Consider the following 23,176-nt stretch of genomic DNA (forward strand, 5'->3'; position numbering starts at 1 on the left):
AATTATACCACACAACGCCCCGAGATGCAAAAGAGAAGCGCTAGCTCAGGCGGGTTCCCTCCCACCGATCCGCGCTTGTCAGGAAGTGTCGAATCGCGTCATTTTGTATCGCCAGTTGGGATAGCGCAATGAGCGCGATTAAAATGATGACTGCTCTTAGTAGCCACCGGCTGAACCTATCGGACCATTCCACGAAATGATCTCTTTGCTCTGGCAATCGCTGCGGTTTCTTGGGCATAGGAACACCTCCATGCGTCAACCGAATGTCAACCTAAGGATATGTTCCCTCCCTGGAACGGAATTATTCATCGATTCCGATATTCCAGCTGCCTCTCGAAACAGAACCGTATAATCTTCTGCCTTTCGGTATCGCTGATGCTCAAAAACTTGATCATCGCTTGCTTGCGTCCCGTCTCCAGCGTATTGACCCGGATGACCTCGCCCGTGAACGTGACATGCTCGATCGTGCCGTTCTTGTACGGCACAAGCAGCCAGCATTCCAATTGAGTTTCGCTTCTTATTCCCCACTTGCCGTCGCAGATGAAGGAGATGCCTCCTCCTCCAACGTCGTCCGTCTTGCATAGGAACCGCTCGTGACTGCCGATCTTCACCGCAAGCTCCAGCTCTGCCGGAACGCGCAGGAAGCTTCTGCGCTGCACCTTCGTCATTCGTTCCGGATCGGGCCTTAGCAGCTTGACGAGCCGGATGACGCCGTCTTCCTTGAAGCCGACGACATGCGAATCGAAGTAATGCTTCACCCCGTCGGAAGAAAGGAAGTATACGGACAGCTCGTCCCCTAGAAACAACCGCTTCATCCTGCCGGTCTTCTCGTTCAGAGGATACTCGATCAGCAAGGCACCCTCTTCTTCGTCGGCGATTCTGGAGCGGTACTCCAGGGCTGCTTCCGATTCGTCGGAAGAAGCGATTTGATAATAAAGCATACCATTGACTTTAGGCAGCAAATTGGTTCCCCCCCATATATCAGACATTATAGCATGTCGATTTATGGGGGGCTATATCGAGATTTACAAGCGGAAGCGAGGAATCTTGCCTTGTTTGGCGTTCATTAACGCGAGCTATTTTTGTGCCGTTTTCTCGTCCTCGAGGGTCATCTCCTCGATCGTTTCCTCGATTCCGTTCAGCGCGTTGATATAAATCCGATACATGGAGCCGTTAATGCGTCCCGTATACTCGTAGCATAACACTTCCTCGCCCATTTCGTTTTCGATCAAGGCTAGCTGCTCGTTATTCACTTCCATATTCGGGTTGATCGCTTTTTTGGCATCGGCCTTCGTCATGATCGGGCTTGGAAGCTCGCGTTTGTGATGCTCGTAGACGTAGTCGCTTGCCTGGAGACCGACGGCTTCGCCGTTATCGAGCGCGACCTTTACGGTGAGCTTGTCCGGGTAGATCAGAACGCCGTTCTGAAGACCTACGTACGTGAAGCTGCCGGAATTGTCGTACATGTCGAAGCTGACCGCCTTCATGTCCTTGAAGCCGAAATCGTTCAGGAACTTATCGGCGGAAGCCTTGGCTTGATCGAAGCCGATCTTCTTCGCGCCGAGCTCTCTGCTCTTCATGAACCAAATGAGTTGCCCGCCTTTTTGAGTGAAGTCCATTTGCGTCTTGAGATTCGGGTCGTTCCCGTTCGCTACCGCGGAGAAGGAAGCGTACTCGGAGCCTTGCCCGTTCTCGGCGACCTGAACCACGGACTCGTCGACGTTCATGTATTTCGCAGCTTTTTTCCTCACATCCTCCGGTTTCACGAACTCGCCGCCGAGCATTTTGACGGTACGTTTCTCGTACATGCTGCTGACGGAAGGTCCCCAGTTCAGTTCCGGGTAAGCGCCAACCTTCTCGTTCATGGTGCGAAGACCGTCCACGATGATATTGCCGCTCTTGGACTGATCCGACGCGATCGCGACTTCTACGTCCATCCAACGCAAATTGTTCGCCAGTACGTCGGATTGCATATGATGAAGCTCCTTCGAAATTTCATCGGACTTCTCGTACAACGCCTTAAGCGTCTTGAACTCGTCGTCCGAAAGCGGCTGCTTCGTCAAATCCCGAACGGCCGTCTTATAGGCGAAGTTGGAAATATGGGACAGGAAATCCTCCGCCTCGGTGAACGGCAAATAGCTGAGCGGCAGCTGGCTAATCTCGTTTTGCGCTTGGCTCGTCAGACGCCAAACGTTAACAAGACCCTTGCGATGGTAACCCATGGACGTGGAATTGACGGCTAGCGTATTGCCGAGCTGTTCGTGAAGCTTGTCGACGTGGAAGGCCAGGTCGTGGAACGCGCGCTGGTATTGGTTCTCCGCTTTGATCAGGATGGAGTTTTTTTCTTGATGCTCTTGGTATCCCCAATAGATCGCGCCGATCAGAAGAATCGTGACGAGGGGGAACATGATTGAACTGAGTCTACGATACATGCAAAAAGCTCCTTTCTGGTACCAAACCTGAGCATAGTTTGGATTTCGGAAGGGAGCTTTATGCATCGCTGTATGCTTTTGTCTTCGAAGGAACAAACGTCAAAATCCAGGATGCTCTTCGATATCGAGATCGTCGCTATTATTGCAAATGCATTGTTTGAATCCCGTGTCGATCGAGCCCTTCTCGCGCCTGCCGCGCAGCACGAATTTCTCGCCGCATACATTGCAGCGAATCGTCACTTTAATACGAGCCGGTTCCATCCCTGCCTCCTCTTGCTTGCCAATATATAGACAGTATAGACGGTTCGTTCAAAGTTTAATCTCTTCCTCTCGCGCGACCAGACGGAAGGGCGACCTTGCGTTCGCGGAATTCATTTTGTGCAGACCCCATACCCATAGCCCGAGCATAAACGGCACGATGATCCACATCCAGTTCTGCTTCACCGTCACGAGAATCCAGTCGTACATGCCATGCAGCGCGAGGGGTAATACGAGCGAAATCGCAAGGAAAATATTCGACTTCCGTTTCGAACTCGCGAATTTGGCTTTGCCCAAATAATAACCCATCATCACGCCGAACAACGCATGGCCTGATACGGGCAGCAGCGCTCTCGCCAGCAACGAGCCGAACGAGGACGGCGTATAGATCGCGTACAGCACGTTCTCCAGCGTAGCGAAGCCAAGCGAGATGGATGCCGCATACAGAATGCCGTCGTAAGGCTCGTCGAACTCGGTATGGTTGTAAATCACGTGATAAAGCACGAACCACTTTAAAAATTCTTCTACCGCCGCCGAATTCACGAATGAAACGACGATATTCGAATCGCCGAGCCATATCTGCAGCCCTCGCTGAATGACCATAATCGGCACGACAACGAGGATGCCGAGCACGAACATTCGGACGACCATATGGATTGGTTCCGCCTCGTATCTGTCCCTCAAATATAAATAGGTCAGCAGCGAGACGCCCGGCGCCGCCGCAGCGGTCAATATGGAGAACAACAGCATTGCTTCCCTGCTTTCTTTACACCCACCCGCGGAACCGTACGGCTTCCGCCATCTTCCGGACGCCGGCCATATAGGCGGCAAGCCTCATATCGACCTTGCGCGTCTGGTGGATTTCATATACGTTCTCGAAACCCCGGATCATCATGTGCCGAAGTTTGTTGTCGATTTCGTTCTCGTCCCAATAGTAACCTTGATTATTCTGCACCCATTCGAAGTAGGAAACGATGACGCCTCCGGCGCTCGCGAGCACGTCCGGGATGAGCAAGATGCCCCGCTCCGTTACGATACGCGTTGCTTCGAGCGTAGTAGGTCCGTTCGCCGCCTCGACGATTATCGAAGCTTTGATTCGCGTCGCGTTTTGTTCCGTGATCTGATTCTCAATCGCGGCAGGGACGAGCACGTCGCATTCCAATTCGAGCAGTTCTTCGTTGGATATCGTCTTCGGGAATAAATTCGTTACGTTGCCGAATGAATCCCTTCGGTCCAGCAGATGGGGAATATCGAGCCCCTCTTTATTATACAACGCGCCATTGACATCGGAAATACCAATTACTGTCGCGCCGCTCTCGTGCATGAATTTGGCCAAGTAACTGCCCGCGTTGCCAAAGCCTTGAATGACGATTCGAGCGCCTTGTAGCGGAATCCCCTTCAATCGTAGCGCCTCGTGAATCATAATGACGACGCCGCGCGCCGTTGCCGTTTCTCTTCCCTTGGAGCCGCCAAGGACGATCGGCTTGCCCGTAATGAAGCCCGGCGAATCAAACTCCCGGATCCGGCTGTACTCGTCCATCATCCAAGCCATGATTTGCGAATTGGTCATTACGTCCGGGGCCGGAATATCCTTCGTCGGGCCGACGAGCTGGCTGACAGCCCGGACATATCCGCGGCTAAGCCGTTCGAGCTCGCGGAAGGACATTTTGCGCGGATCGCAAATGACGCCGCCTTTGCCCCCGCCGTAAGGCAAGTCCGCGATGCCGCATTTGAGACTCATCCAGATCGACAGCGCCTTCACTTCTTTTTCGGTGACGTCGGGATGGAATCGGACGCCCCCCTTGGTTGGGCCGACCGCGTCGTTGTGCTGCGAGCGGTAACCGGTGAATACTTTTGTGGTGCCGTCGTCCATGCGTACCGGAATACGAACCGTCAGCAGGCGGATCGGTTCCTTAAGCAGCTCAATCATATCATCGCCAAAGCCCAGCCTGCGAAGCGCTTGCTCGATTACGACCTGCGTCGCGTGCAATACATCGTTCATTTTCATCCATCCAATCTCCGACTTAGTCTACTTCTAATATGAGCCCGCGTGCGCTTGCCTATTCTGCATCGTATGCTGCCTGGCTGGACGAAAGACGAAAAAAGAACATCCCGCCGAAATCGAAAGCGGATGCTCTTCACGGATCGAAACCTATAAAATCATAATTGAAAATGACTGCAAATTTCGCGAACGGCGTTCTCCGGCATGATGACCTTGCCATATTCCTCAAGCACGGCGAATGTAACGGAGGTTGCGTCCCCGTATTCCGCGAGCAGGGCGATAACCGCGTTGTATTTGGCCTGCTCCACATGGGTCGGCTCGATCGCCAGTATATATTTGCCCTTATAGGCATACAATCTGCCGCCTTCCGTCAACTGAGAGGATTGGAGTTGGCCCGCTGCCGCAATGACATCTTCGAAGTCCCTGAACGAATACATCATCACGTCGCTCTGTTCCATCGTCACTTCCATATCGTAAATGTCTTCTTCGAGCTCATCTTCATCTTCCGCGCTTGCGTCTTCCGCTTCGTTCACTTTCCCGCGGGTAATGATAATGACCATGCCTTGCGCGGGCATCGCCAGCACTTCGACCGCAAGCGGGCCGCTGGCATCAAAGCCTAATTCGGTATACGCCTGCTCCATCATTTCCAGGAAAAGCTCGTGCAGCTTCGGAGGTTCGCGCCACATGTCATCCTTATGGATCCCCCGTTCAAGCAAGTCGTCGAACGTCAAGAAAATCCGTATCTTGTCCTGACTAAGCCGTTCGATTTTCATGACAGGATCCTCCTCTGCAACGTCTGTCGTAATAGCTTATGAATCAATTTGTCAAGGGTGAATAAAATGGACTCATAAGAGGTTGTTCAAAAAGCCCGCTTTTGATCACGAAGTATATCTAGATGCATTTTCGTCATCGAATCTTGAATTCAGCCGGGACTTCCGGTGCTCGCGTAGCTCCCACTACGCTCCGCTCCTCAGTCCCTAGCTTCTTTCAAGCTTCTCGGTGCTGAAAACCGGGCTTTTTGAACATGAACTTAAAGCTATGCCTTTACTTTATCATGTCTGCAAGTCGTTTGCACTAATAATGGACGAAAAAAAGAGCCGGCTCAGCCTATCGTCCCCTAGGGAACGGCTGTTCCGACTCCGTGCACGCACCGCATGCTCAATGAGTGATTGCCGACGATTCCGCTTTGATTTTGTCTACTTCCCGTTTAACCGAAGGATCGCTTTGGATAAACGATTCAATGCGCTCCCATGCGGCGGCGGAGACTGCGGCGGTATCGTCTGATGACTTTGGGGCTGATTTCATCGCCTCCGCCTTCCACTGCGAGCCGCCTCTCATCATCGAAAACGCCTTGCCGGCAACGGATGCACAAACATCGGACATCGCATGGGATGCCCACACTACCGCGCCGGGTTTCTTGCGCGACACATATAACGTTGCGGCTGCCCCAAGCAGTCCGCCAAACAATAATCCGCTTATTCTCATAAAGGCAGGACACCTCTTTCATGCTCGTGATTTCAATCTTAGTGTGACCGCGGCCGCATTCCCTCATTCGATATAAATAAAGGAAATGTGATCTTCCGGTCCGTTCGAATTGTGATACAATGTTGTCGAATAAACGCGAATGATGATACGGAGGGAAATAGGATGAAAAAACCTCAAAAAACATGGCAATTGGCGTTTGTCCTGCTTCTCTCGATTCAATTGACGGGCTGCGGCTCGGGCAGCGAATCATTGCCTGCGTCCGCGGAACCGCAAATAACGACATCCACGACAATCGCGAAAGAAACGCAGCAGCCGTCGCCGAACCCGGCAATCCCATCGTCCGATGCAACGGCAACTCCAATGCCTTCCGCTGCATCCAAGCCCGGCGAAAGCGGCGTGAATGCGCCTAAATATCGAATGAACGCCAAAACATTCCGGTTCGAGCCGATCAGCGACAAGGCGACGGACAAAGCCGTTCTTCTTACGTTTGACGACGGTCCCAAGGATGAGGGTGTGCTTGCCAGCTTGCTGGACACGCTCGACCGGCATGGCGCCAAAGCGATATTTTTCGTAAACGGGTACCGGGTGAAACAAAATCCGGAGCTGCTGAAGGAGATTCATGCACGAGGACAGACGATCGGCAATCACTCGTACGACCACATCGACCTCAAGAAGGAAACTGACGCCGTAGTCGAAGAGCAGCTGGCCAAAGTGCAGGAAGACGTGGAACGTCTAACCGGCGTCATTCCCAGGTTCTTCCGGCCGCCGTACGGCTCGGGCAGCGAAGTCGTCAGGCAAACGGCAAAAAACCACGGCATGCTGTACATGACGTGGTCGAACGGTTCTCTCGATTGGGACAAATCCGCGAAGGATAAGCCGGATGTCGTGATCCGGAACGTGCTTGATCAATTGCATCCCGGCGCCAATATTCTTATGCATGAGCTGCAATGGACCGCGGATGCGCTTGACGAGCTGCTGAGCAAGCTTGAGAAAGAAGGCTATACGTTCATCGATCCGGGCTCGATCGAGCTCGCGAACCGAGTTACGAACTGAACTTGTTCCCATACCAGAACAGGAACGCGACAAGGCCGAGGAACAGAATGAACAATAAATTGTAATACCATTTGTAGACGTTATGAATGCTGGAAGGAAACTTCTTGCGGCGCGGAGGCAGCTTCGCGCCGTTGTCGTCCCCGCTGCGGGGTTCGTTGCCGGCATTGCCGCCGAGACTCCTTTTCCTTGCGCCGGAAGACCGGCTATGTCTTTCTTTCCTGGTCATGATTCCCTCCTGAAGCGAATGATTAGGCCCATGACGAAATCGATGGCAAAATGCGCGATGATCGGCGCCCATAACGTACCGCTTTGTTCGTAGACCCATCCAAGGCCATAGCTGATCGAGAATACAAGGCCGGTTGGGATCCAGTGCCGAAGATACCGCACATGGATCGTGGCGAACACGATGCTGGTCCAGTAAGGCCCGATCGCGTGCTGGATCGCGCCGCGAAACAACAGCTCCTCGCAGATCGCGACGACAAGCGAGATAACCGCGATATGCCAGACGGCACGGGTTCTGAAGATCCGCTCGTTGACGCCACCGTCGTCCGCAGCGTCCTCCGGCACCCAGCGCGAGATGAGCAGGTCTACCGCGATGACCGCAGCGGCAAATCCAAGCCCCCACCAGAGCGGATCCCATCCGCCCTGCAACGCGAAGATGTTTAATACATTTTGGCGCTGAAATAAAAGCCATATGATTCCGATAATAAGAGTAAGCGCTTGTGTGGCATACAAGTTAATAAGTAGCATACGGTCATCGATTTCGTCAACATTGACCTTGCGCACCTTGATGTTCCGAATATCGAATTTTTTCATTCATAACCCGCCTGTCCAATTCATATCGTTTGTACTTACTTACATACATAGAAGGAGATTTATCATGGAGAAACGATTAACGAACTCGGCAATGTTATTTAGCGTAGGATTTGTATTCATGCTTGTATGCGCGGTCGGCGCGTTTTTTTACGGCGTGCAGATCGGCATGGACAAGGTCGAAGCCGGCTACGAGGCGAAGCGCCAGGAAGAAGCCGCTGCTACGAAGACGGACGGCAGTCCGTACCAACAACAAGATTTGGTTTCTTTTTATCATACCGTATTTTCGCCATACCGTGAATTTCAGAACGAATGGCTTATCGCGATGGACAAGCTGTCTCAGGGCCAAAGCGGCGATTTCGGCGACGTGATGAGCAACCTGTCCAAGCTCGCTCTTCGCAATTCCGAGGAAGCCAGCTCCTACGACATGGGCAAGTCGGCTCGTCTCGGCGACGCTCAAGTCGCATATATCCGCAGTCTCAAATTATTCGCCAAGGTCGCTGACGCCGGCGCCGACAAAGCGAAAAAATTAACCGCCGACAAACTCCAAGCGGCGATCAAAGAAGATAAAAATTACCTCGGCGCGGTCAAGGAAACGCTGGACGCACAGGCACACTACTACGCGGCCATGCAGTTATGGGCGGCGACGATCGATCCCGATATTCCCGGCGAGTTATCCGTTCCCAAGGTACTTGGCCTGAAGAATTGGTCCTCGATGCCGCTTACGGTCAAGAATGGAATCGTCGTTCAATATTTGAAAGAATATAACGTGCTAAAGCCGTTCTATCCGCAAGACTTGACGGCAAGAGTTGACGACTTTATCGCTTCGGGACAAGCCGCCAAGATGAAGCTGCAGACGGCTTCTGCCGTTATCGACCTATTGCTGAACACGGATGCCGTGCGCAGCGGAGACTTCCTCGGCAGCTTGAACCGATTCTACCAATCCGAGCTGATGCCGCAGCTGCCGTTCTTCCTGCCTGCCGACCAATAATGTCGAATGCCGCGGACTTTGCTTGAATCATATCGAAATTTTCGTAAATGAGCAAGTTTGAGGATTGATTTTGTCCACTGTAATGCTATAAAATAGTAAAGTCTAATTCGTTCGTAGATTGAACTCTCGACTCGCTGACGCAACGAAGCGGGAAGAGGGTTTTTCTGTTCATAAAACTGCGGAGCCTCTTGCTTCGCAAATTCTAGGAGGCCTGTTTCACATGTACAAAGTGCTCGTATCCGATCCCATCAGCGATTTGGGTATCCAACAGCTTGTCGAGGCGCAAGACGTCATCGTCGACAAGAATCCTGGTTTAAGTGAAGACGAATTATCGGCAATCATCGGCGATTACGATGCTTTGCTCGTAAGAAGCCAAACGCGCGTCACGGCAAAAGTTATGGAAGCCGGCAAGAAACTGAAGGTCGTCGGCCGCGCGGGCGTAGGCGTCGACAATATTGACCTGGAAGCCGCTACGCAACGCGGCATCATCGTCATCAATGCGCCGGACGGCAACACGATTACGACATGCGAGCATACTTTCGCCATGATGATGGCCGTTGCCCGCCACATTCCGCAAGCCTACATGAAAACCGTTAACGGCACATGGGACCGCAAGTCGTTCCTCGGCGTCGAGCTGCGCAGTAAGACGCTTGGCGTTCTCGGCATGGGCCGGATCGGCAGCGAAGTCGCGAAGCGCGCCAAAGCGTTCGGCATGGACATTATGGGTTATGACCCGTTCATGACGGAAGAACGTGCGGAGAAACTTGGCATCAAGCTCGCCAGCGTAGATGAGATCGTACGCCAAGCGGACTTCATGACGGTCCATACACCGCTTACGGCCGAGACTCGCCATATGATCGGCAAAGCGCAGTTCGCCGTTATGAAACCCGGCATGCGCATCGTAAACTGCGCGCGCGGCGGCATCATCGACGAGATCGCTCTTGTAGACGCCATCGACGCAGGCATCGTTGCGGGAGCTGCCTTCGACGTATTCGAGGTCGAGCCTCCGACAGAAGATCATCCGTTCCTGAAACACCCGAAAATTATCGTAACGCCTCACCTTGGCGCGTCCACAGTCGAAGCGCAAGAGAATGTCGCCATCGACGTGTCCGAGCAGGTCCTTCATATTTTGAGAGACGAGCCGTTCATGAACGCCGTGAACATGCCTCCGATCCCAGCTAACCTTCAAAGCAAATTGCAGCCTTACTTCGAGCTTGGCGAGAAGCTCGGCAGCTTCATCGCGCAATCGACGGAAGGCGGCGTTCAAGAAATCGCGGTCAGCTATTCCGGCGAATTGGCGGAGCTCGACACGCAACCATTGACCCGTTATATCGTGCGCGGAGTGCTTGCCCACCATCTGGGCGCCGAGAATGTCAATGTCGTTAACTCCATGCATCTGGCGAAGCAACGCGACGTGAACATCGTTGTACAGAAATCGCATACGGCGAAAGATTTTACGAACCTGGTGACTGTTGCGCTTCGCACGAAGAAAGAAGAGCATGTCGTAGCGGGCACGCTGCTAACCGGCTACGGCCCTCGCATTGTCCAAATCGACAAATACCCGGTCGACGTAACGCCGGAAGGCAATCTGATTCTGATCTCGCATAACGACAAACCGGGCATTATCGGCCGCGTAGGCACGCTTCTCGGCAATAACGACGTGAACATCGCGACGATGCAGGTAGGACGTCAGCTCGTCGGCGGATCCGCTATCATGGTTCTCCGCGTAGACAAAGGCACGCCGAAGGACGTATTGGTTCAATTGACGAACATGCCGGAACTTAACACGGCCAAAGAAATTATTTTGCCATAATGTCGCGTTGTTCCACGAACAACAAGATTAATCGGTTCCCTTCAACAAAAAAAGCGCTCCCTCGCGGGAGCGTTTTGTTGTTTTATTGCGTAGTTTGGCGGATTGCGGGAGAACCGTCATGTTGTTCGACAGGAAGCAGAAGCATAAAGGTCGTTCCCGCTCCCGTGAAACTGTCGACGACGATCTGGCCATGGTGAAGATCGATCAGATTCTTTACGATCGCAAGCCCAAGCCCCGTCCCTCCGGAGGATCCCCTCTTCCTCGCCTTGTCGGCCTTATAGAACCGTTCGAAAATGTACGGAACATCCTCTTGCGGGATGCCTTGCCCTTCATCTTTGATCTTCAGCCCAATGAACGCCTTGCCGTTCACGCTCTGATGTTCCCCGGATATCGTAATCGACTTCCCTGCTGGCGTATGCCGCAGCGCGTTGTCGAGCAGGTTTGTAAGCACCTGCTCCAAGCGATCCTCATCCCCTTGCTTGATGACAAGCGGCTCATCCGTCATTTCGGCATGAAGCGCTACTTCGCGCTCCTTGGCATAGACGAGAAACTTGCGATGCACTCTCCGGAGAATATGGCGCAAATCGATTTCCTGGTAATTCATATCGACATAGCCTGCTTCCATCCTCGCAATATCCAGGAAGTCGTTGACAAGCCTGCCCATTCGAAGCGATTCGTCATAGATGACTTGCACCAATTCCTTGCGCTCCTCGGGCTCCACGACAATATCGTCGAGCAGAGCTTCGCTATAGCCTTGAAGCATGGAGAGCGGGGTACGAATCTCATGCGATATATTCGCGACGAAATCCCGGCGAAGCTTATCGAGCTTATGCTCTTCCGTCACGTTGCGGATAACCGCAACCGCACCGCGCACGATGCCGCTGGATTGCAGCGGCGCCATCACGACTGACCAAACGGAGCTGTGGACGTGGATATTGTCCGTGGCATCGCGTCCTTCCTTCACCACTTCGTGAAAGAGATGACGCAGCGGTGCAGGAACACCTCTCGAAGGAACGGGCTCCGGACTGCCGTCGTCATCCCAGCCAAGGTCGAGACCCGACCATTGGCTTAAGAGCAGATGGCCGCTCGGATTCGTCAGTATGACATTTCCTTCCGCATCGAACGTGATAACGGAATCGCCCATGCTTCGCAGAATGCTCGTCAAGTGGTTCTTCTCATGGTTCAAGTCGCGAATCAGCTTGTCAAGCTGTTCGGTCATATGGTTAAACGTATTCGCCAGCTGCCCGATTTCATCGGAGGATTGAATATTGACCCTCGTGCCATAATCGCCTTGCGAGACGGAATCCGCGGCATGTTTCAGCTGAAGCAGCGGCTGTTGGATTTTTGACGATAAGAAAAAAGCAAAAAACGTCGACAATAAAAAACCGATAATCGCCGTTATGATGAACAGCACTTTAATGTCGTGCGCGTCTTTATCGAACCAAATGTCGATGTATTGAAGCAGAAAAACGCCGAGGATAAGCAGAACGACCGCCACGAGCAGCATGATGGTCGCCCATAACTTCCCTACGACGCTATGCCATAACAACGGGGCCAGTCGACGCCACAGCCTCATTATTTGGGAACCTCAAGCTTATACCCGACGCCCCATACGGTCGTAATCATCGCAGCGGCATCCGGCGAAACCTTGTTCAGCTTCTCGCGCAGCCGCTTCACATGCGTATCGACCGTGCGCAGGTCGCCAAAGAACTCATAGTTCCAAACATCCTTGAGCAGCTCCTCGCGCGAGAACACCTTATCGGGCGAAACAGCCAAATAATGGAGCAGCTCGTACTCCTTGGGCGTCAAGCTGACTTCTTGCCCGCCGGCCGTTACGCGATGCGCGTCATGTTCGATGACGAGATTCGGGAATACGATGTTGTTGCTCGTATTCAGCTCCTTCGTCAAAAATGCCGTTGCCGAGGAACGTCGCAGAATCGCCTTCACCCGGTAGATGACCTCGCGAGGACTGAACGGCTTCACGACGTAATCGTCGGCTCCGACCTCGAAGCCTTGAACCCGGTTCATCTCCTCGCCCTTCGCGGTCAGCATGATAACCGGCGTCGCTTTGATCTGCCGGAGACGGGAGCATACTTCCACTCCATCGATCCCCGGCAGCATCACATCAAGCAGAATAAGCGCGTAATCGGTATTCGAAGCGAGGCGCAGCGCCGTCTCCCCGTCTTCCGCTTCATCGATCGAATACCCTTCCTTCTCCAGGTACATCTTCAGAAGCCTGCGAATTCTTTCTTCGTCATCCACCACTAAAATTCGGTTGCCGTAATCGGACATCGGGTACAGCTCCTTTCTTAAACGCCGGAATACGAATGCAAGCCCGCAATAATCAAGTTAACCCCGATCAGCGTGAACAAGACGATTACGAATCCGATAACCGCGAGCCACGACGAACGCAGCCCTTGCCAACCTCGCGATAACCGGAAGTGCAAGTAAGCACTATAAAATAACCAAGTAATGAGCGCCCAGACTTCTTTCGGATCCCAACCCCAAAATCTGCCCCAAGCAATCTCCGCCCAAATCATGGCGAAGATTAACGCGCCGAGCGTGAAGATCGGGAAGCCGATCGCGATGGCGCGGTAGCTGATCTCGTCGAGATCGTCGGGATCTACGCCTTCCATGACCGGATGGATGACGGCGCCGAGCGGCTTGCGGAACGCGAGCCGCAACAACCCGTAGATCAGCGTGCCGGCAATGATGGACCAAATGACCGTGTTCAGCTTGCGGCCTGCATTAATGCCGTTCATCCAGGACGGCGCTTCGAAGAGCGACTCTTCCATTCCGAGGAATGGCTGCATCGACACTTTCTCGCTATTGTATGGCTGCACGATCGGAGGAAGCGAGTAGTTCACTGTCTCGGTCACGGACTGCTGCGCGCCTTTGCTGTCGATTATCACTTTTTCTTGCGTGAATACGGCTTCGTAGCCAGCCCCGCGGAACGCGAACACCGCTACGATGAATCCAATGATAACGATGATGGAATAAAGCGTAAACTCGACCCAGAACTGCGCTTTGCGCCCGGCTTTAGACTTGTCGCTGAAATCGATGACGCGAAGCAAATACATCAGACCGGCCGCAAAACCTACCGCGAAGAAAGCTTCGCCAAGCGCCGCCGTCGTCACATGCACCTTTAGCCAGATGGAGTTCAGCGCGGGAATAAGCGGCTGCACTTCCTGCGGGAATACCGATGCATAAGCGACGATGATGACCGTAAGCGGAAGCGCGAACATTCCGAGTAACGGTTTGCGGTATATGGCATATACGATCGTATAGGCAATCATGATCGCCATGGCCAAAAACGACATGAATTCATACATGTTGCTAGTTGGAATTTGCCCGCTGCCGATCCAGCGCGTGAAGAAAAACGCCAAGTGGGCCGCGAGGCCCGCGCTGGATACGAAAAACGCGATACGCCCCCATTTTTTTTCGTGCGCGATCGGATCACGGTTGCTCCACTTTTTGCCCGCGATGGCGATCACGTAAAACATGAAGGCGAAACAATACAAGAAAAAGGCTGCAATAAAAGCATCACTGCTGAAATCCAATAAACTCACGCGTTATTCCCTCCGTTATCTAGCGACTTGGGATCTGCCGCAATCCCTGTCTTCTTCAGCGCGTACGCGACGTCCGAGCGCATGCCGAACCAGTTTTTGTTCGTATGGGCTCCGAGCGCAAGCTCGCCATCGTCCACGCGAAGCCATATTCTGCGATGCTGCCAATAGGATCCCATAATGAGACCGATCATGGAGAACACCGCGCCAACCCAGAGATACGGCAATGCCCTGTCCACTCGTACATTCAGGACCGTCGTCGCTTCGGAGAAATCGACGTTTTCCATTCCGTCCACGCGAATCTCGATTTTGTCAGCGAGTTCCCGGTTAATCGTATCTTGGGCGAATCGAACCTTATCCTTTTGCATCGGGAAATAAATATAAGGTTCGCCTTCGGGCTTCAAACCGGGGCCTTTGACCGTGAACACAAACGCGGGTGCGTTAGGATCCCTGGACAATGTCGTCGGCTTCCCTTCGCTATTGAGCGCGAATTCCATATAGTTCGCGTACATATCGAGCGTGAACGGCCCAAGCTCGTGATGAAGCTCGGCGTCTTTCATCGGCAAGTCGAACGGGCCGTAGATCTCGCCGGTCGACTTGTCCTCCAGCACCGGATGAACGGCGTTCAGCCTTGGCGTCAGGTTAAAGTCGAACTGGTACAGCTTGATCCCGTCGAACTCGAGCGGCGAGTTCACGATGATGTTATGCCGCTTCACTTCTTCGAGCACGGGCTCCTTCAGCGGATCCCCGCAATCGGATACGCATTCGTACATCACGGCTTTGGTTTCGTACATCTTCGCCCGGGCTTTTCCCTGCAGCTTGTCGGGCAGCTCATCATCCGTATAGAACTCGACGGTGAACTTCTCGTTCTTCACGTAGTAGTTCGTGTCCTTGATCTGAACCGTATCCCCGTCGGGAATCGTCACGTAGCTGTCCATTTGCCAGCCCGGGATGCTTCTGGCCAGAATCGCCAGGAGGAACAAGATGAGACCGATGTGATTGATATAAGGTCCCCATCGGCTGAACCGGTTTTTCTCCGCGAGCAGGGCGGTGCCGGATTCGTCCTTGTGGATCTTGTAGCCTTTTTTCTTCAAAGCGGCCCCGAACTGCTGAACCCAGTTCACCGCGTCACCTTCCAGCGATCCTTTGTATACCGCCTTCTGGCGAAGCAGAAATTGATGATGCTTGCGAATTTGCTGCTTCTTAAGCGCCCGGTACAACGGAAGGACGCGGTCCAGGCTGCAAATGACGAGCGATGTTCCGATCATGACGAGCAAGCCGATGAACCACCAGCTCTCATACGTGTGGGACAGGCCAAGCAAGTAATAGAGATGTCCCAACGTCCCGTACGTCTCTTGATAATAGGTAGACGGATCAAAGTTGTTGATGAACGTGCCTTCCTGCGGGTAGATCGTGCCGAGCATGGCCGTCAGGAAGGTGAATATAATTAAATAAATGGCAATCTTGACCGAAGAGAAAAAGCTCCAAATCCGGTCGATATACGACTGATTGCTCTTCTGCGAGCGGCGCGCGACGCCGTCGTAGCGCATCTCGAGCGGTTCGTCGGATTGCTGGATATCCGGCAAAAGCGGTTTGCCGCAGGACTCGCACAGCACCGTTCCCACCGCGTTCTGGTGTCCGCATTCGCATTTGGTATTCTCGGGTACTAACACTAAGATGACCTCCTACAGTTGCAGCAAGCGCTCGATTCGCTTGTCGATATCTTCTTCGGTCATTCCGCCGACCACGGCCTCCATGAGCGTCCCATCCGCTTTGACGAAGAAAGTCGTGGGGTATTGGCGCAGCGCGTAGCTGCGTTCCGTCTTGCGGGCTTCGTCCCTCAGGATCGGATATGTCAAATTAAAGCGCTTCACGAAATTATTAACCGTGAGCGTATCTTCGCTCAGATTAATTGCCAGAATCGTAAGGCCCTTCTCCTGCCACTTCACGTATTGCCTCTCGAATTCGGGCATTTCCTTGACGCATGGCTCGCAGAACGTACCCCAGAAGTTGATGACGATCGGCTTGCCGGCATAATCCGACAACGAAGTGACGCCGCCTTCCAAATTCGCGAGCGTGAACGCAGGAGGCTCGTCCCCGGGTTTGATAATTCCGCTGCCTCTCTCCGCGAACAGGGTCGTCCCGATCGCATAGCCGCCTACAACAAGAACGGCAATCAAGATCATGATTTGCATCGCTTTGCGCGATTTGTTTGAGGTTGCCATTATGTATATCACCGCCAGTTACTAGTTCGAAAGTCTAGGACTACACTCATTATAACGAAAAGTCGACGGCAATAACTGCCGCCGCCGATCACTTTTTATGAACTTTATGTGTCTTAAGCGCCGCCGCTCTAAGCTCTTCGACCTCTTTCGGAGTCAAGTGGCGATACTTTCCGCGAGCAAGCGTCTGCAGGGTCAGCTCGCCGAATCTCACCCGTTTCAATCGGATGACCTTATGGTTGATCGCTTCGAACATTCGCCTGACTTGCCGGTTGCGCCCCTCGTAAATTGTGATCGTAATGGTCGCTTCGTTCTTCTCCGTATCCACGTCATGATATTCCACTTCCGCGGGAGCTGTCATGCCGTCCTCAAGCTTAATGCCTTTCTGCAGCTGCTCCAGCGCCGAGCCGTGGGGAACTCCCTTCACTGTCGCGTGATACGTCTTCGGCACATGATGTTTAGGATGCGTAAGCAGGTTCGCGAATTCACCGTCGTTGGTAAGCAGCAGCAATCCTTCTGTATCGTAATCCAGCCGGCCGACCGGATAGACTCGCTCCTTGATGCCCGGCAGGAAATCGGTTACCGTCTTGCGTCCTTGCGGATCCTTGGCGCTCGTAATGACGCCCTTCAACTTGTTCATCATCAAATAAAGCTTTTTCTCGCCTTTGATCGGCTTTCCGTTCACGGCGATCGTATCCACGGCCGGATCGGCTTTCACGCCTAGCGTCGTTACCTTCTCCCCATTCACCTCTACCGCGCCGGAGAGAATAAGCTCCTCGCATTTGCGCCGTGAAGCGATGCCGGCTTGGGCCAAAATTTTCTGTAAACGTTCCAATGCTTTCACCTCACTCTCCATCATAACGATTACAAGAGTAAAGTACAAGCTAAGTTCAGCCGAATAGATAAAGGCAGATGAGAATCGCAGCAAAAAAACCTACCGCGTCGGAGAACAATCCGACCTTCAGCGCGTATTTGGAACGGCGTACGGCTACCGCGCCGAAGTAGACGGTAAGCACATACAGGGTCGTATCCGTGCTGCCTTGTATCGTGGAAGCGATTCTGCCGATCATGGAATCCGGTCCATGCGTTGCGATCAAGTCGGCCGTGAATGCCAAAGAACCCGCGCCTGTCAAAGGCCGGAGGACCCCGAGCGGAAGCACCTCGCTAGGAATGCCCGCCCAATCGAACAGCGGCCGAACGGCCGAAAGCATGATTTCCATGGCGCCCGAGGCACGGAACATGCTAATCGCCACCATCATGCCGACTAAATGCGGGATGATGGCGATTGCGGTTCCGAAGCCGTCCTTGGCTCCTTCGACGAATGTTTCGTAGACCGGGACGCGCCTTCGCAGCGCGGCATAAAGCGGAATGAACACGATAATGGCCGGAATCATCCAAATCGACAGCTTGGAGAACAACTCATACAAGATCGCCACCCCCGATTCCTCCGGACGAGGTATTGGGTGGACTACTGCTTATAGGTTTCTTATGTATCGCAGGATTCGCAGGCGGGGAGGATGACCGGCTTCGGTACCATCGGTCCGCGGCAATGGCGGCAGCGGTTGCAATCGCCGTCGCAAGCAGCGTAGTGCCAATGATCTCCGCCGGATTCGCCGAGCCGTAATTCATTCGGATCGCGATCAGCGTTGTTGGCACAAGCGTAATGCTTGACGTATTGAGCGCGAGTAGCGTACACATGGCGGGCGTAGCGGTTTCCTTATCGGGGTTCAGTTTCTGCAGCTCTTGCATTGCCTTGATTCCCATCGGCGTTGCCGCATTGCCGAGCCCAAATATGTTCGCGCTTAAGTTGCTCATGATATACCCCATCGCCGGATGATCCTTCGGCACATCCGGGAACAGCCATCGAACGATCGGCCCGAGCATGCGGGCAAGCTTCTTCAGCAAACCCGCATCCTCCGCGATCCGCATCATGCCTAGCCAGAAAACCATGATGCTGATCAAGCCGAAGCTGATGGTCACGCCCGACTTCGCGCCTTCGAACGCAGCGCCCGTCACCTCGTCCATCCTGCCATTGAATGCAGCAACGGCGACGCTCGCCACAATAAAAAACAACCAAATCCAATTCACCATACGTTCGGCCTCCCCTAGCCTTCGCATTATGTTCGGCATGATCCGTCTCCCGGCCGGTCAACCGTTCTAGTCATGTTTGCTCTCGGTTATCGCAGCAGTTTCATACGGACACTTTCCGGTTCGTATATCGGTACGCTGCCAACGGTATTCCCGTCGATCTGGAATGCCAAAGTTCCTCGTTCGCCAAGCGCGTAATCCGTGCTCGACGGATCGACCAAAGTCAGCTTCGTATGAATGATCCCTTGCTCGCTCTCTTCGAGCGGATAACGGAAATCCCGGCCTAACGCGTACGGATACCCTGCGATCATTTCGCCCTGCTCCGCGATTGTTTGCAACGGATAATGGCGAAAACCCCAATCGAGCAAATTGCGATGATCCGCCCAATCGTCGCCGTCGTTGATCGTAACCGCGGCCAGCTGCTGACCGCCCCGAGTAGCGGAGCTGACGAGGCATCTGAACGATTTTTTCGTATAACCGGTTTTCACGCCGTCGGCACCCTCATACATCGTCAGCATTTTGTTTTTGTTTTTCCAAGCGTAATTCCAACCGTCATGTGGATTCGGCACCTGCTTCATTTTCGTGCGGACGATCTCCGCGAATGCCTCGTTTTTGAGCGCGTATGCGGATAGCTTGGCCAAGTCGTTAGCCGATGAGTAATGATCATCCTCGTCAAGTCCATGCGGATTTCGAAACGAACTATTCGCAAGCCCGATGAAAGCCGCTTTATCGTTCATGAGATGGACGAAGCCCGCTTCCGAGCCGCCGACATGTTCCGCGATAGCGGTTGCCGCGTCGTTGCCCGAGCGAAGCATGAGCCCGTACAGCATATTGTGCAAGGTCATCTCTTCTCCAAGCTGCAAATAAATCGACGACCCTTCCCTGCCGACTGCCCGCTTCGGCGTTTTCACGACATCACTTAAATTGCCGTTTTCGATCGCGACGATCGCGGTCATAATTTTCGTCAAGCTTGCTATGCGCATCGGGGTATCTCCATTGCTGCTATACAACAGCCGTCCAGAGGTAACGTCGATGAGAGCAGCCGCCCTCGCATTCGTTCCGATAACCGGAGCCGCGTTCGCCGTACCAGCCGGAGCAGCCGCGATTCCGATGAGCGCAATTGCGATAATGACGGCAGCGTATCGCAATGACCTCCGTAGATTACGTATCATGTTCGTATTGACTCCTCTCGTTGCGGTCGCTAAGATGCCGGAATTGATCCTTCCTCGGCATAGTATATGCTTGTACCCGCCCGGGTAGACGAGCCACATCGCGTTAAAAATAGAAAAACTGCCCTTTCGGGCAGTCGTTCGCCGATCATTTATCATCAGCCTTGATAGGTCGTCGTGTCTTTCACGTCATCTAAAATCGTGGCGGGCGATTCCATAAAATCCACGGTCGACGAGGAGCTGTTTTTCTTCATCATCGTCTGAATTTTATCGAATACGCCGGGCGCGGAATCGATAATCCGTTCCATCAGGTGGGTCTGATTGTCGAGCGGAACGATCTTTACACCATGCGTGCCGACAACGAGAAACGCGATCGGCGTAATCGATACGCCGCCGCCGCTGCCGCCGCCGAACGGCATCGCCACTTGGGCGTTGTGCGCGTCTTTGCCGTTTCCGCCTCCGTTGTGGTGCTGTTGGTCGGCAGTGTCTAGACGGATGTCGCTGCCTCCGGCAACGAAGCCGAAGCCAACCTTGGATATCGGCATGATGATGCTGCCGTCCGGCGTCTGAACCGGGTCCCCTACAATCGTATTGACGTCAACCATTTCCTTGATATTTTCCATTGCGGTTTGCATTAGGCCTTGGATAGGATGTTCTGCCATGCTTTGACGCCTCCTTTCGTTTTCTTCATGCGGAGCAGTAACTGCAGTCCGGCAAGGATAGCATAACCGAACCGGATTTGAGCTATGCACGACCATTCGGTCGCGAACACGGGACGCTCGAATACTGGATTCACTTTCATGTCCGGCTCCGCCTTCAAATGAACAATCTGCGACAACACGCCTAACACGGATGATTGTACCGACCATACCATTCCCGTTGCCATAGCCGTCCACATGGCATCTCCCGTGCCCACGGAGGTAGACCAGTTCCATTCGACGAGCCGGACTTTGGTTAACGTCTTTTTCATCCAGCCGGTCAAATCCCTTGTAAGATGAAGCACTTGTTTGAATTTATCTAACATGCTGACGACCCGCTCCGGATCGATTTCGTCGTTATATTCCTTCCATGTATTGATTCCCGCGTTTTTCGAGCTCACTTCTTCCTGCACTTTAATCGATAACCCGTCTATTCGGGCGATTGGCATTTTGTACTGGAACTTAATCAAGCCGAACAGCGCCTTGATTCGGATTTCCGCATCGTCGTCGCTTCCGATCCGCTTGATATATCCGTTAATAACGACCTGAGAAGTGCATGCCGCGATAAACAGCATCACCAAAAAAAAACCGCCGGCTACTATTAAGCCATACGGGTGAGAAAGCATGACGCAACCTCCGTTCCCAAATATAGGCTGAAAATAGTATTGCCCAGCGGCGAATCTTCATTCTTTAATCTTTTAATTCCTCGATCGTCATCTGACGCCCGTCCAGTCGCTCGAAGAGCATCTGGGTCTGTTCGTCCAGCGCGTCTTCGATATCGACGTGTTTCGGCTCGGGCAGCTCGCGAATCGATGGCAATCCGAAATAATCGAGAAATGATTTCGTTGTTCCGTATAGAATCGGACGTCCGATCGCTTCCGCCCTTCCCACTTCTTCGATCAAATCCTTCGAGACGAGCGACTGAATAGCGCGATCGCTCTTCACGCCGCGGATTTCCTCGATGTCGATCCGGGTAATCGGCTGGCGGTACGCAACGATGGATAACGTCTCCAGAGCCGCTTGCGACAGCTGGGAACGGGTAGGCGTGTAAGCCATCCGCTCGAAGTAAGGCGCATGCTCCTGATGAGTCGTCATCCGGTAAGCCGAAGCGACCTCCGTAATTTGCACGCCGCGTTCCTCGCGCTCGAGATCTCTCTGCAAATCGTAGACAAGATCCGCAGCGAAGTCCGCGTCAAGCTCCATAATATCGGCAAGCTGACGTTTCGTTAAACCCTCGTCTCCTGCCATAAACAATAAACCTTCAATAATCGACTTCAATTTCTGAAATTCCATCGCCGCTTGCTTCTCCTTTCCAATGAATGACAATGTCGTCGAAGAGTCCATGCTGGAAGCAGCGGATATGCTTCATCTTCATGAGCTCCAGAATCGCCAGGAAGGTAACGACGATTTCGTGTTTGTCCATATTTTCCCTGATCAGCTTGGAGAACCGCACCGTTTCGAATTGCTTCAGCACGTCCACAATGTCGCGGATCCGATCCTTGACGGAAATTTCGTCCCGCTGCACGGTCGCGATCACGTTGCGCCTCGCGGCTTTGCGAAGCGCCTTCTGGAACGCAGCGACAAGATCGGAGACGTGTAGACCTTCGAGCGGGTTCACCTTCACCTCGGACAGGAACGGAGTCATGTCTTCCGGTTCGCGGGAAAACACTAGGCTGCGTTCGAACTCCTTCTCGCGCAGCTGCTCCGCAATTTGCTTGAACTTCCGGTATTCGATCAGCTTCTGGATCAATTCATCCCTCGAATCGATGCCATCGTCGTCGTACCAATCTTCGAATTCGTCCTCGAACACAGGCGGTTTCGGCAGAAGCTGCTTGCTTTTGATGGCAAGCAGCGTCGCCGCCATGACCAGAAATTCGCTCGTTACCTCGAGCTCCAGCTCCTTCATGGCGTCCAGATATTCCATGTATTGAACCGTAATCTCGCTTATCGAAATTTCATGGATATCGATTTCCGATTTGTCGATGAGATGGAGAAGCAGATCCAGCGGCCCTTCGAACGATTCAAGCTTGTAAAGCACAGACACTTCCGTGACCTCCCGCGTCGTCCAGCGTTGTTATCCTTGCAGCTGTCTTGTCAAATTCGCCATTTCGACGGCGCTAACCGCCGCTTCGTACCCTTTGTTGCCGGCTTTGGTGCCCGCGCGCTCGATCGCTTGCTCGATCGAATCGACCGTAAGTACGCCGAAGATCGTCGGCACGCCGGTTTTCAAAGCGATGGACGCCACGCCTTTGGCCGCTTCGTTGCAGACGTAGTCGAAGTGAGGCGTAGACCCGCGAATGACCGCTCCTAATGTAATGACCGCGTCGTACTTGCCGCTTTCGGCCATCTTCTGGGCGATCAGCGGAATTTCGAACGCGCCGGGAACCCAAGCGACCTCCACGTCGTCGTCGTTTGCGCCATGTCGTTTGAACGCGTCGAGCGCTCCGCCCAGCAGCTTGCCGGAAATAAACTCGTTAAACCGTCCGACGACGACTCCGTATTTCAAACCTGTAGAGACTAAATGTCCTTCGTATACCTTTGCCATTATATAATACTCCCTCTCTGTATCACATTATTATGATCGAT

The 23,176-nt window shown here is 53.2% G+C and carries 27 protein-coding genes; 3 read left to right on the forward strand and 24 right to left on the reverse strand.

What is annotated here, in order from left to right:
* Positions 1 to 40: 40 nt before the first annotated feature.
* The 8 genes from RB620_RS02285 to RB620_RS02320 all read right to left on the reverse strand — a co-directional run bounded on the left by RB620_RS02285 (position 41) and on the right by RB620_RS02320 (position 6,177).
* Positions 41 to 238, reverse strand: coding sequence for a hypothetical protein (locus RB620_RS02285; RefSeq protein ID WP_308091884.1), 198 nt, complete (start codon positions 236 to 238; stop codon positions 41 to 43).
* Positions 239 to 305: 67 nt separating this feature from the next.
* On the reverse strand, positions 306 to 962 hold the full coding sequence (locus RB620_RS02290; protein WP_308091885.1) for a flagellar brake protein: 657 nt from the start codon (positions 960 to 962) through the stop codon (positions 306 to 308).
* A 114-nt stretch (positions 963 to 1,076) separates the two neighbouring features.
* A complete protein-coding gene (gene ypeB, locus RB620_RS02295) occupies positions 1,077 to 2,432 on the reverse strand; it encodes a germination protein YpeB (protein ID WP_308091886.1) in 1,356 nt (451 codons plus the stop codon).
* A gap of 99 nt (positions 2,433 to 2,531) precedes the next feature.
* On the reverse strand, positions 2,532 to 2,693 hold the full coding sequence (locus tag RB620_RS02300) for a hypothetical protein (RefSeq protein ID WP_308091887.1): 162 nt from the start codon (positions 2,691 to 2,693) through the stop codon (positions 2,532 to 2,534).
* A 48-nt stretch (positions 2,694 to 2,741) separates the two neighbouring features.
* The gene (prsW, locus tag RB620_RS02305; protein ID WP_308091888.1) at positions 2,742 to 3,440 is read right to left on the reverse strand and encodes a glutamic-type intramembrane protease PrsW; all 699 of its coding nucleotides are present in this window, start codon (positions 3,438 to 3,440) and stop codon (positions 2,742 to 2,744) included.
* Positions 3,441 to 3,456: 16 nt separating this feature from the next.
* Positions 3,457 to 4,698: a Glu/Leu/Phe/Val family dehydrogenase gene (locus RB620_RS02310; RefSeq protein WP_308091889.1), complete on the reverse strand. Its 1,242-nt coding sequence runs from the start codon at positions 4,696 to 4,698 to the stop codon at positions 3,457 to 3,459.
* A gap of 152 nt (positions 4,699 to 4,850) precedes the next feature.
* On the reverse strand, positions 4,851 to 5,465 hold the full coding sequence (locus tag RB620_RS02315) for a genetic competence negative regulator (RefSeq protein WP_308091890.1): 615 nt from the start codon (positions 5,463 to 5,465) through the stop codon (positions 4,851 to 4,853).
* A gap of 385 nt (positions 5,466 to 5,850) precedes the next feature.
* Positions 5,851 to 6,177: a hypothetical protein gene (locus RB620_RS02320; RefSeq protein WP_308091891.1), complete on the reverse strand. Its 327-nt coding sequence runs from the start codon at positions 6,175 to 6,177 to the stop codon at positions 5,851 to 5,853.
* A 162-nt stretch (positions 6,178 to 6,339) separates the two neighbouring features.
* On the opposite strand from RB620_RS02320, the gene RB620_RS02325 reads away from it, so the two are divergent.
* Positions 6,340 to 7,230, forward strand: coding sequence for a polysaccharide deacetylase family protein (locus RB620_RS02325; protein WP_308091892.1), 891 nt, complete (start codon positions 6,340 to 6,342; stop codon positions 7,228 to 7,230).
* Here the strand turns inward: RB620_RS02325 and RB620_RS02330 are convergent.
* Entirely contained in the window at positions 7,220 to 7,456 is a 237-nt protein-coding gene (locus RB620_RS02330; RefSeq protein WP_308091893.1) for a hypothetical protein, read from the reverse strand. The two genes, RB620_RS02325 and RB620_RS02330, sit on opposite strands and share 11 nt — an antisense overlap.
* A complete protein-coding gene (locus RB620_RS02335; protein ID WP_308091894.1) occupies positions 7,453 to 8,046 on the reverse strand; it encodes a CPBP family intramembrane glutamic endopeptidase in 594 nt (197 codons plus the stop codon). The genes RB620_RS02330 and RB620_RS02335 overlap by 4 nt, the downstream gene beginning before the upstream one ends.
* 64 nt (positions 8,047 to 8,110) lie before the next feature.
* Here RB620_RS02335 and RB620_RS02340 point away from each other — a divergent pair, with 64 nt between their 5' ends.
* Complete coding sequence (locus tag RB620_RS02340; protein WP_308091895.1) at positions 8,111 to 9,034, forward strand: hypothetical protein; 924 nt, start codon at positions 8,111 to 8,113, stop codon at positions 9,032 to 9,034.
* 220 nt (positions 9,035 to 9,254) lie between these two features.
* Positions 9,255 to 10,847, forward strand: coding sequence for a phosphoglycerate dehydrogenase (gene serA / locus RB620_RS02345; protein ID WP_308091896.1), 1,593 nt, complete (start codon positions 9,255 to 9,257; stop codon positions 10,845 to 10,847).
* 82 nt (positions 10,848 to 10,929) lie between these two features.
* Here serA and RB620_RS02350 read toward each other — a convergent pair whose 3' ends face one another.
* The 14 genes from RB620_RS02350 to ribH all read right to left on the reverse strand — a co-directional run bounded on the left by RB620_RS02350 (position 10,930) and on the right by ribH (position 23,135).
* Complete coding sequence (locus tag RB620_RS02350) at positions 10,930 to 12,423, reverse strand: HAMP domain-containing sensor histidine kinase (RefSeq protein ID WP_308091897.1); 1,494 nt, start codon at positions 12,421 to 12,423, stop codon at positions 10,930 to 10,932.
* Complete coding sequence (locus RB620_RS02355) at positions 12,423 to 13,139, reverse strand: response regulator transcription factor (RefSeq protein WP_308091898.1); 717 nt, start codon at positions 13,137 to 13,139, stop codon at positions 12,423 to 12,425. Before RB620_RS02355 ends, RB620_RS02350 begins: the two co-directional genes overlap by 1 nt.
* A 17-nt stretch (positions 13,140 to 13,156) precedes the next feature.
* On the reverse strand, positions 13,157 to 14,416 hold the full coding sequence (gene ccsA / locus RB620_RS02360) for a cytochrome c biogenesis protein CcsA (RefSeq protein WP_308091899.1): 1,260 nt from the start codon (positions 14,414 to 14,416) through the stop codon (positions 13,157 to 13,159).
* Positions 14,413 to 16,086, reverse strand: coding sequence for a cytochrome c biogenesis protein ResB (resB, locus tag RB620_RS02365; protein ID WP_308091900.1), 1,674 nt, complete (start codon positions 16,084 to 16,086; stop codon positions 14,413 to 14,415). Before resB ends, ccsA begins: the two co-directional genes overlap by 4 nt.
* Before the next feature lie 12 nt (positions 16,087 to 16,098).
* Positions 16,099 to 16,638 (reverse strand): redoxin domain-containing protein, encoded by a 540-nt coding sequence (locus RB620_RS02370; protein WP_308091901.1) that lies wholly within the window; start codon positions 16,636 to 16,638, stop codon positions 16,099 to 16,101.
* Positions 16,639 to 16,726: 88 nt separating this feature from the next.
* A complete protein-coding gene (locus RB620_RS02375) occupies positions 16,727 to 17,470 on the reverse strand; it encodes a pseudouridine synthase (RefSeq protein WP_308091902.1) in 744 nt (247 codons plus the stop codon).
* 55 nt (positions 17,471 to 17,525) lie between these two features.
* Positions 17,526 to 18,029, reverse strand: coding sequence for a spore maturation protein (locus RB620_RS02380; protein WP_374121351.1), 504 nt, complete (start codon positions 18,027 to 18,029; stop codon positions 17,526 to 17,528).
* A 25-nt stretch (positions 18,030 to 18,054) separates the two neighbouring features.
* Positions 18,055 to 18,726, reverse strand: coding sequence for a nucleoside recognition domain-containing protein (locus RB620_RS02385; RefSeq protein WP_308091903.1), 672 nt, complete (start codon positions 18,724 to 18,726; stop codon positions 18,055 to 18,057).
* 86 nt (positions 18,727 to 18,812) lie between these two features.
* Positions 18,813 to 19,895 carry a D-alanyl-D-alanine carboxypeptidase family protein gene (locus RB620_RS02390; protein WP_308091904.1) on the reverse strand — a complete coding sequence of 361 codons (1,083 nt, stop codon included), beginning with the start codon at positions 19,893 to 19,895 and terminating at the stop codon, positions 18,813 to 18,815.
* A 155-nt stretch (positions 19,896 to 20,050) separates the two neighbouring features.
* Complete coding sequence (gene ytfJ, locus RB620_RS02395; RefSeq protein ID WP_308091905.1) at positions 20,051 to 20,554, reverse strand: GerW family sporulation protein; 504 nt, start codon at positions 20,552 to 20,554, stop codon at positions 20,051 to 20,053.
* Positions 20,527 to 21,216, reverse strand: coding sequence for a DUF2953 domain-containing protein (locus tag RB620_RS02400; RefSeq protein ID WP_308091906.1), 690 nt, complete (start codon positions 21,214 to 21,216; stop codon positions 20,527 to 20,529). The genes ytfJ and RB620_RS02400 overlap by 28 nt, the downstream gene beginning before the upstream one ends.
* A gap of 64 nt (positions 21,217 to 21,280) precedes the next feature.
* A complete protein-coding gene (gene scpB / locus RB620_RS02405) occupies positions 21,281 to 21,883 on the reverse strand; it encodes an SMC-Scp complex subunit ScpB (protein ID WP_308091907.1) in 603 nt (200 codons plus the stop codon).
* Entirely contained in the window at positions 21,852 to 22,634 is a 783-nt protein-coding gene (locus RB620_RS02410; RefSeq protein ID WP_308091908.1) for a segregation and condensation protein A, read from the reverse strand. Before RB620_RS02410 ends, scpB begins: the two co-directional genes overlap by 32 nt.
* Before the next feature lie 30 nt (positions 22,635 to 22,664).
* Positions 22,665 to 23,135: a 6,7-dimethyl-8-ribityllumazine synthase gene (gene ribH, locus RB620_RS02415; protein ID WP_308091909.1), complete on the reverse strand. Its 471-nt coding sequence runs from the start codon at positions 23,133 to 23,135 to the stop codon at positions 22,665 to 22,667.
* Between the last annotated feature and the right edge of the window lie 41 nt (positions 23,136 to 23,176).

The organism is Paenibacillus sp. LHD-117 (genome assembly GCF_030929555.1).
In the GTDB taxonomy this organism is placed as follows: Bacteria; Bacillota; Bacilli; order Paenibacillales; family Paenibacillaceae; genus Pristimantibacillus.

Coding starts and splice junctions, on each gene's coding strand:
- RB620_RS02390 (WP_308091904.1), bottom strand. CDS start 19,895: ATGATACGTAATCTACGGAGGTCATTGCGATACGCTGCCGTCATTATC.
- RB620_RS02355 (WP_308091898.1), bottom strand. CDS start 13,139: ATGTCCGATTACGGCAACCGAATTTTAGTGGTGGATGACGAAGAAAGA.
- RB620_RS02335 (WP_308091894.1), bottom strand. CDS start 8,046: ATGAAAAAATTCGATATTCGGAACATCAAGGTGCGCAAGGTCAATGTT.
- RB620_RS02285 (WP_308091884.1), bottom strand. CDS start 238: ATGCCCAAGAAACCGCAGCGATTGCCAGAGCAAAGAGATCATTTCGTG.
- RB620_RS02340 (WP_308091895.1), top strand. CDS start 8,111: ATGGAGAAACGATTAACGAACTCGGCAATGTTATTTAGCGTAGGATTT.
- ytfJ (WP_308091905.1), bottom strand. CDS start 20,554: ATGGCAGAACATCCTATCCAAGGCCTAATGCAAACCGCAATGGAAAAT.
- scpB (WP_308091907.1), bottom strand. CDS start 21,883: ATGGAATTTCAGAAATTGAAGTCGATTATTGAAGGTTTATTGTTTATG.
- ribH (WP_308091909.1), bottom strand. CDS start 23,135: ATGGCAAAGGTATACGAAGGACATTTAGTCTCTACAGGTTTGAAATAC.
- RB620_RS02315 (WP_308091890.1), bottom strand. CDS start 5,465: ATGAAAATCGAACGGCTTAGTCAGGACAAGATACGGATTTTCTTGACG.
- ypeB (WP_308091886.1), bottom strand. CDS start 2,432: ATGTATCGTAGACTCAGTTCAATCATGTTCCCCCTCGTCACGATTCTT.
- RB620_RS02310 (WP_308091889.1), bottom strand. CDS start 4,698: ATGAAAATGAACGATGTATTGCACGCGACGCAGGTCGTAATCGAGCAA.
- RB620_RS02300 (WP_308091887.1), bottom strand. CDS start 2,693: ATGGAACCGGCTCGTATTAAAGTGACGATTCGCTGCAATGTATGCGGC.
- RB620_RS02350 (WP_308091897.1), bottom strand. CDS start 12,423: ATGAGGCTGTGGCGTCGACTGGCCCCGTTGTTATGGCATAGCGTCGTA.
- RB620_RS02400 (WP_308091906.1), bottom strand. CDS start 21,216: ATGCTTTCTCACCCGTATGGCTTAATAGTAGCCGGCGGTTTTTTTTTG.
- RB620_RS02385 (WP_308091903.1), bottom strand. CDS start 18,726: ATGGTGAATTGGATTTGGTTGTTTTTTATTGTGGCGAGCGTCGCCGTT.
- RB620_RS02320 (WP_308091891.1), bottom strand. CDS start 6,177: ATGAGAATAAGCGGATTATTGTTTGGCGGACTGCTTGGGGCAGCCGCA.
- RB620_RS02325 (WP_308091892.1), top strand. CDS start 6,340: ATGAAAAAACCTCAAAAAACATGGCAATTGGCGTTTGTCCTGCTTCTC.
- prsW (WP_308091888.1), bottom strand. CDS start 3,440: ATGCTGTTGTTCTCCATATTGACCGCTGCGGCGGCGCCGGGCGTCTCG.
- serA (WP_308091896.1), top strand. CDS start 9,255: ATGTACAAAGTGCTCGTATCCGATCCCATCAGCGATTTGGGTATCCAA.
- RB620_RS02380 (WP_374121351.1), bottom strand. CDS start 18,029: ATGATTCCGGCCATTATCGTGTTCATTCCGCTTTATGCCGCGCTGCGA.
- RB620_RS02330 (WP_308091893.1), bottom strand. CDS start 7,456: ATGACCAGGAAAGAAAGACATAGCCGGTCTTCCGGCGCAAGGAAAAGG.
- RB620_RS02370 (WP_308091901.1), bottom strand. CDS start 16,638: ATGGCAACCTCAAACAAATCGCGCAAAGCGATGCAAATCATGATCTTG.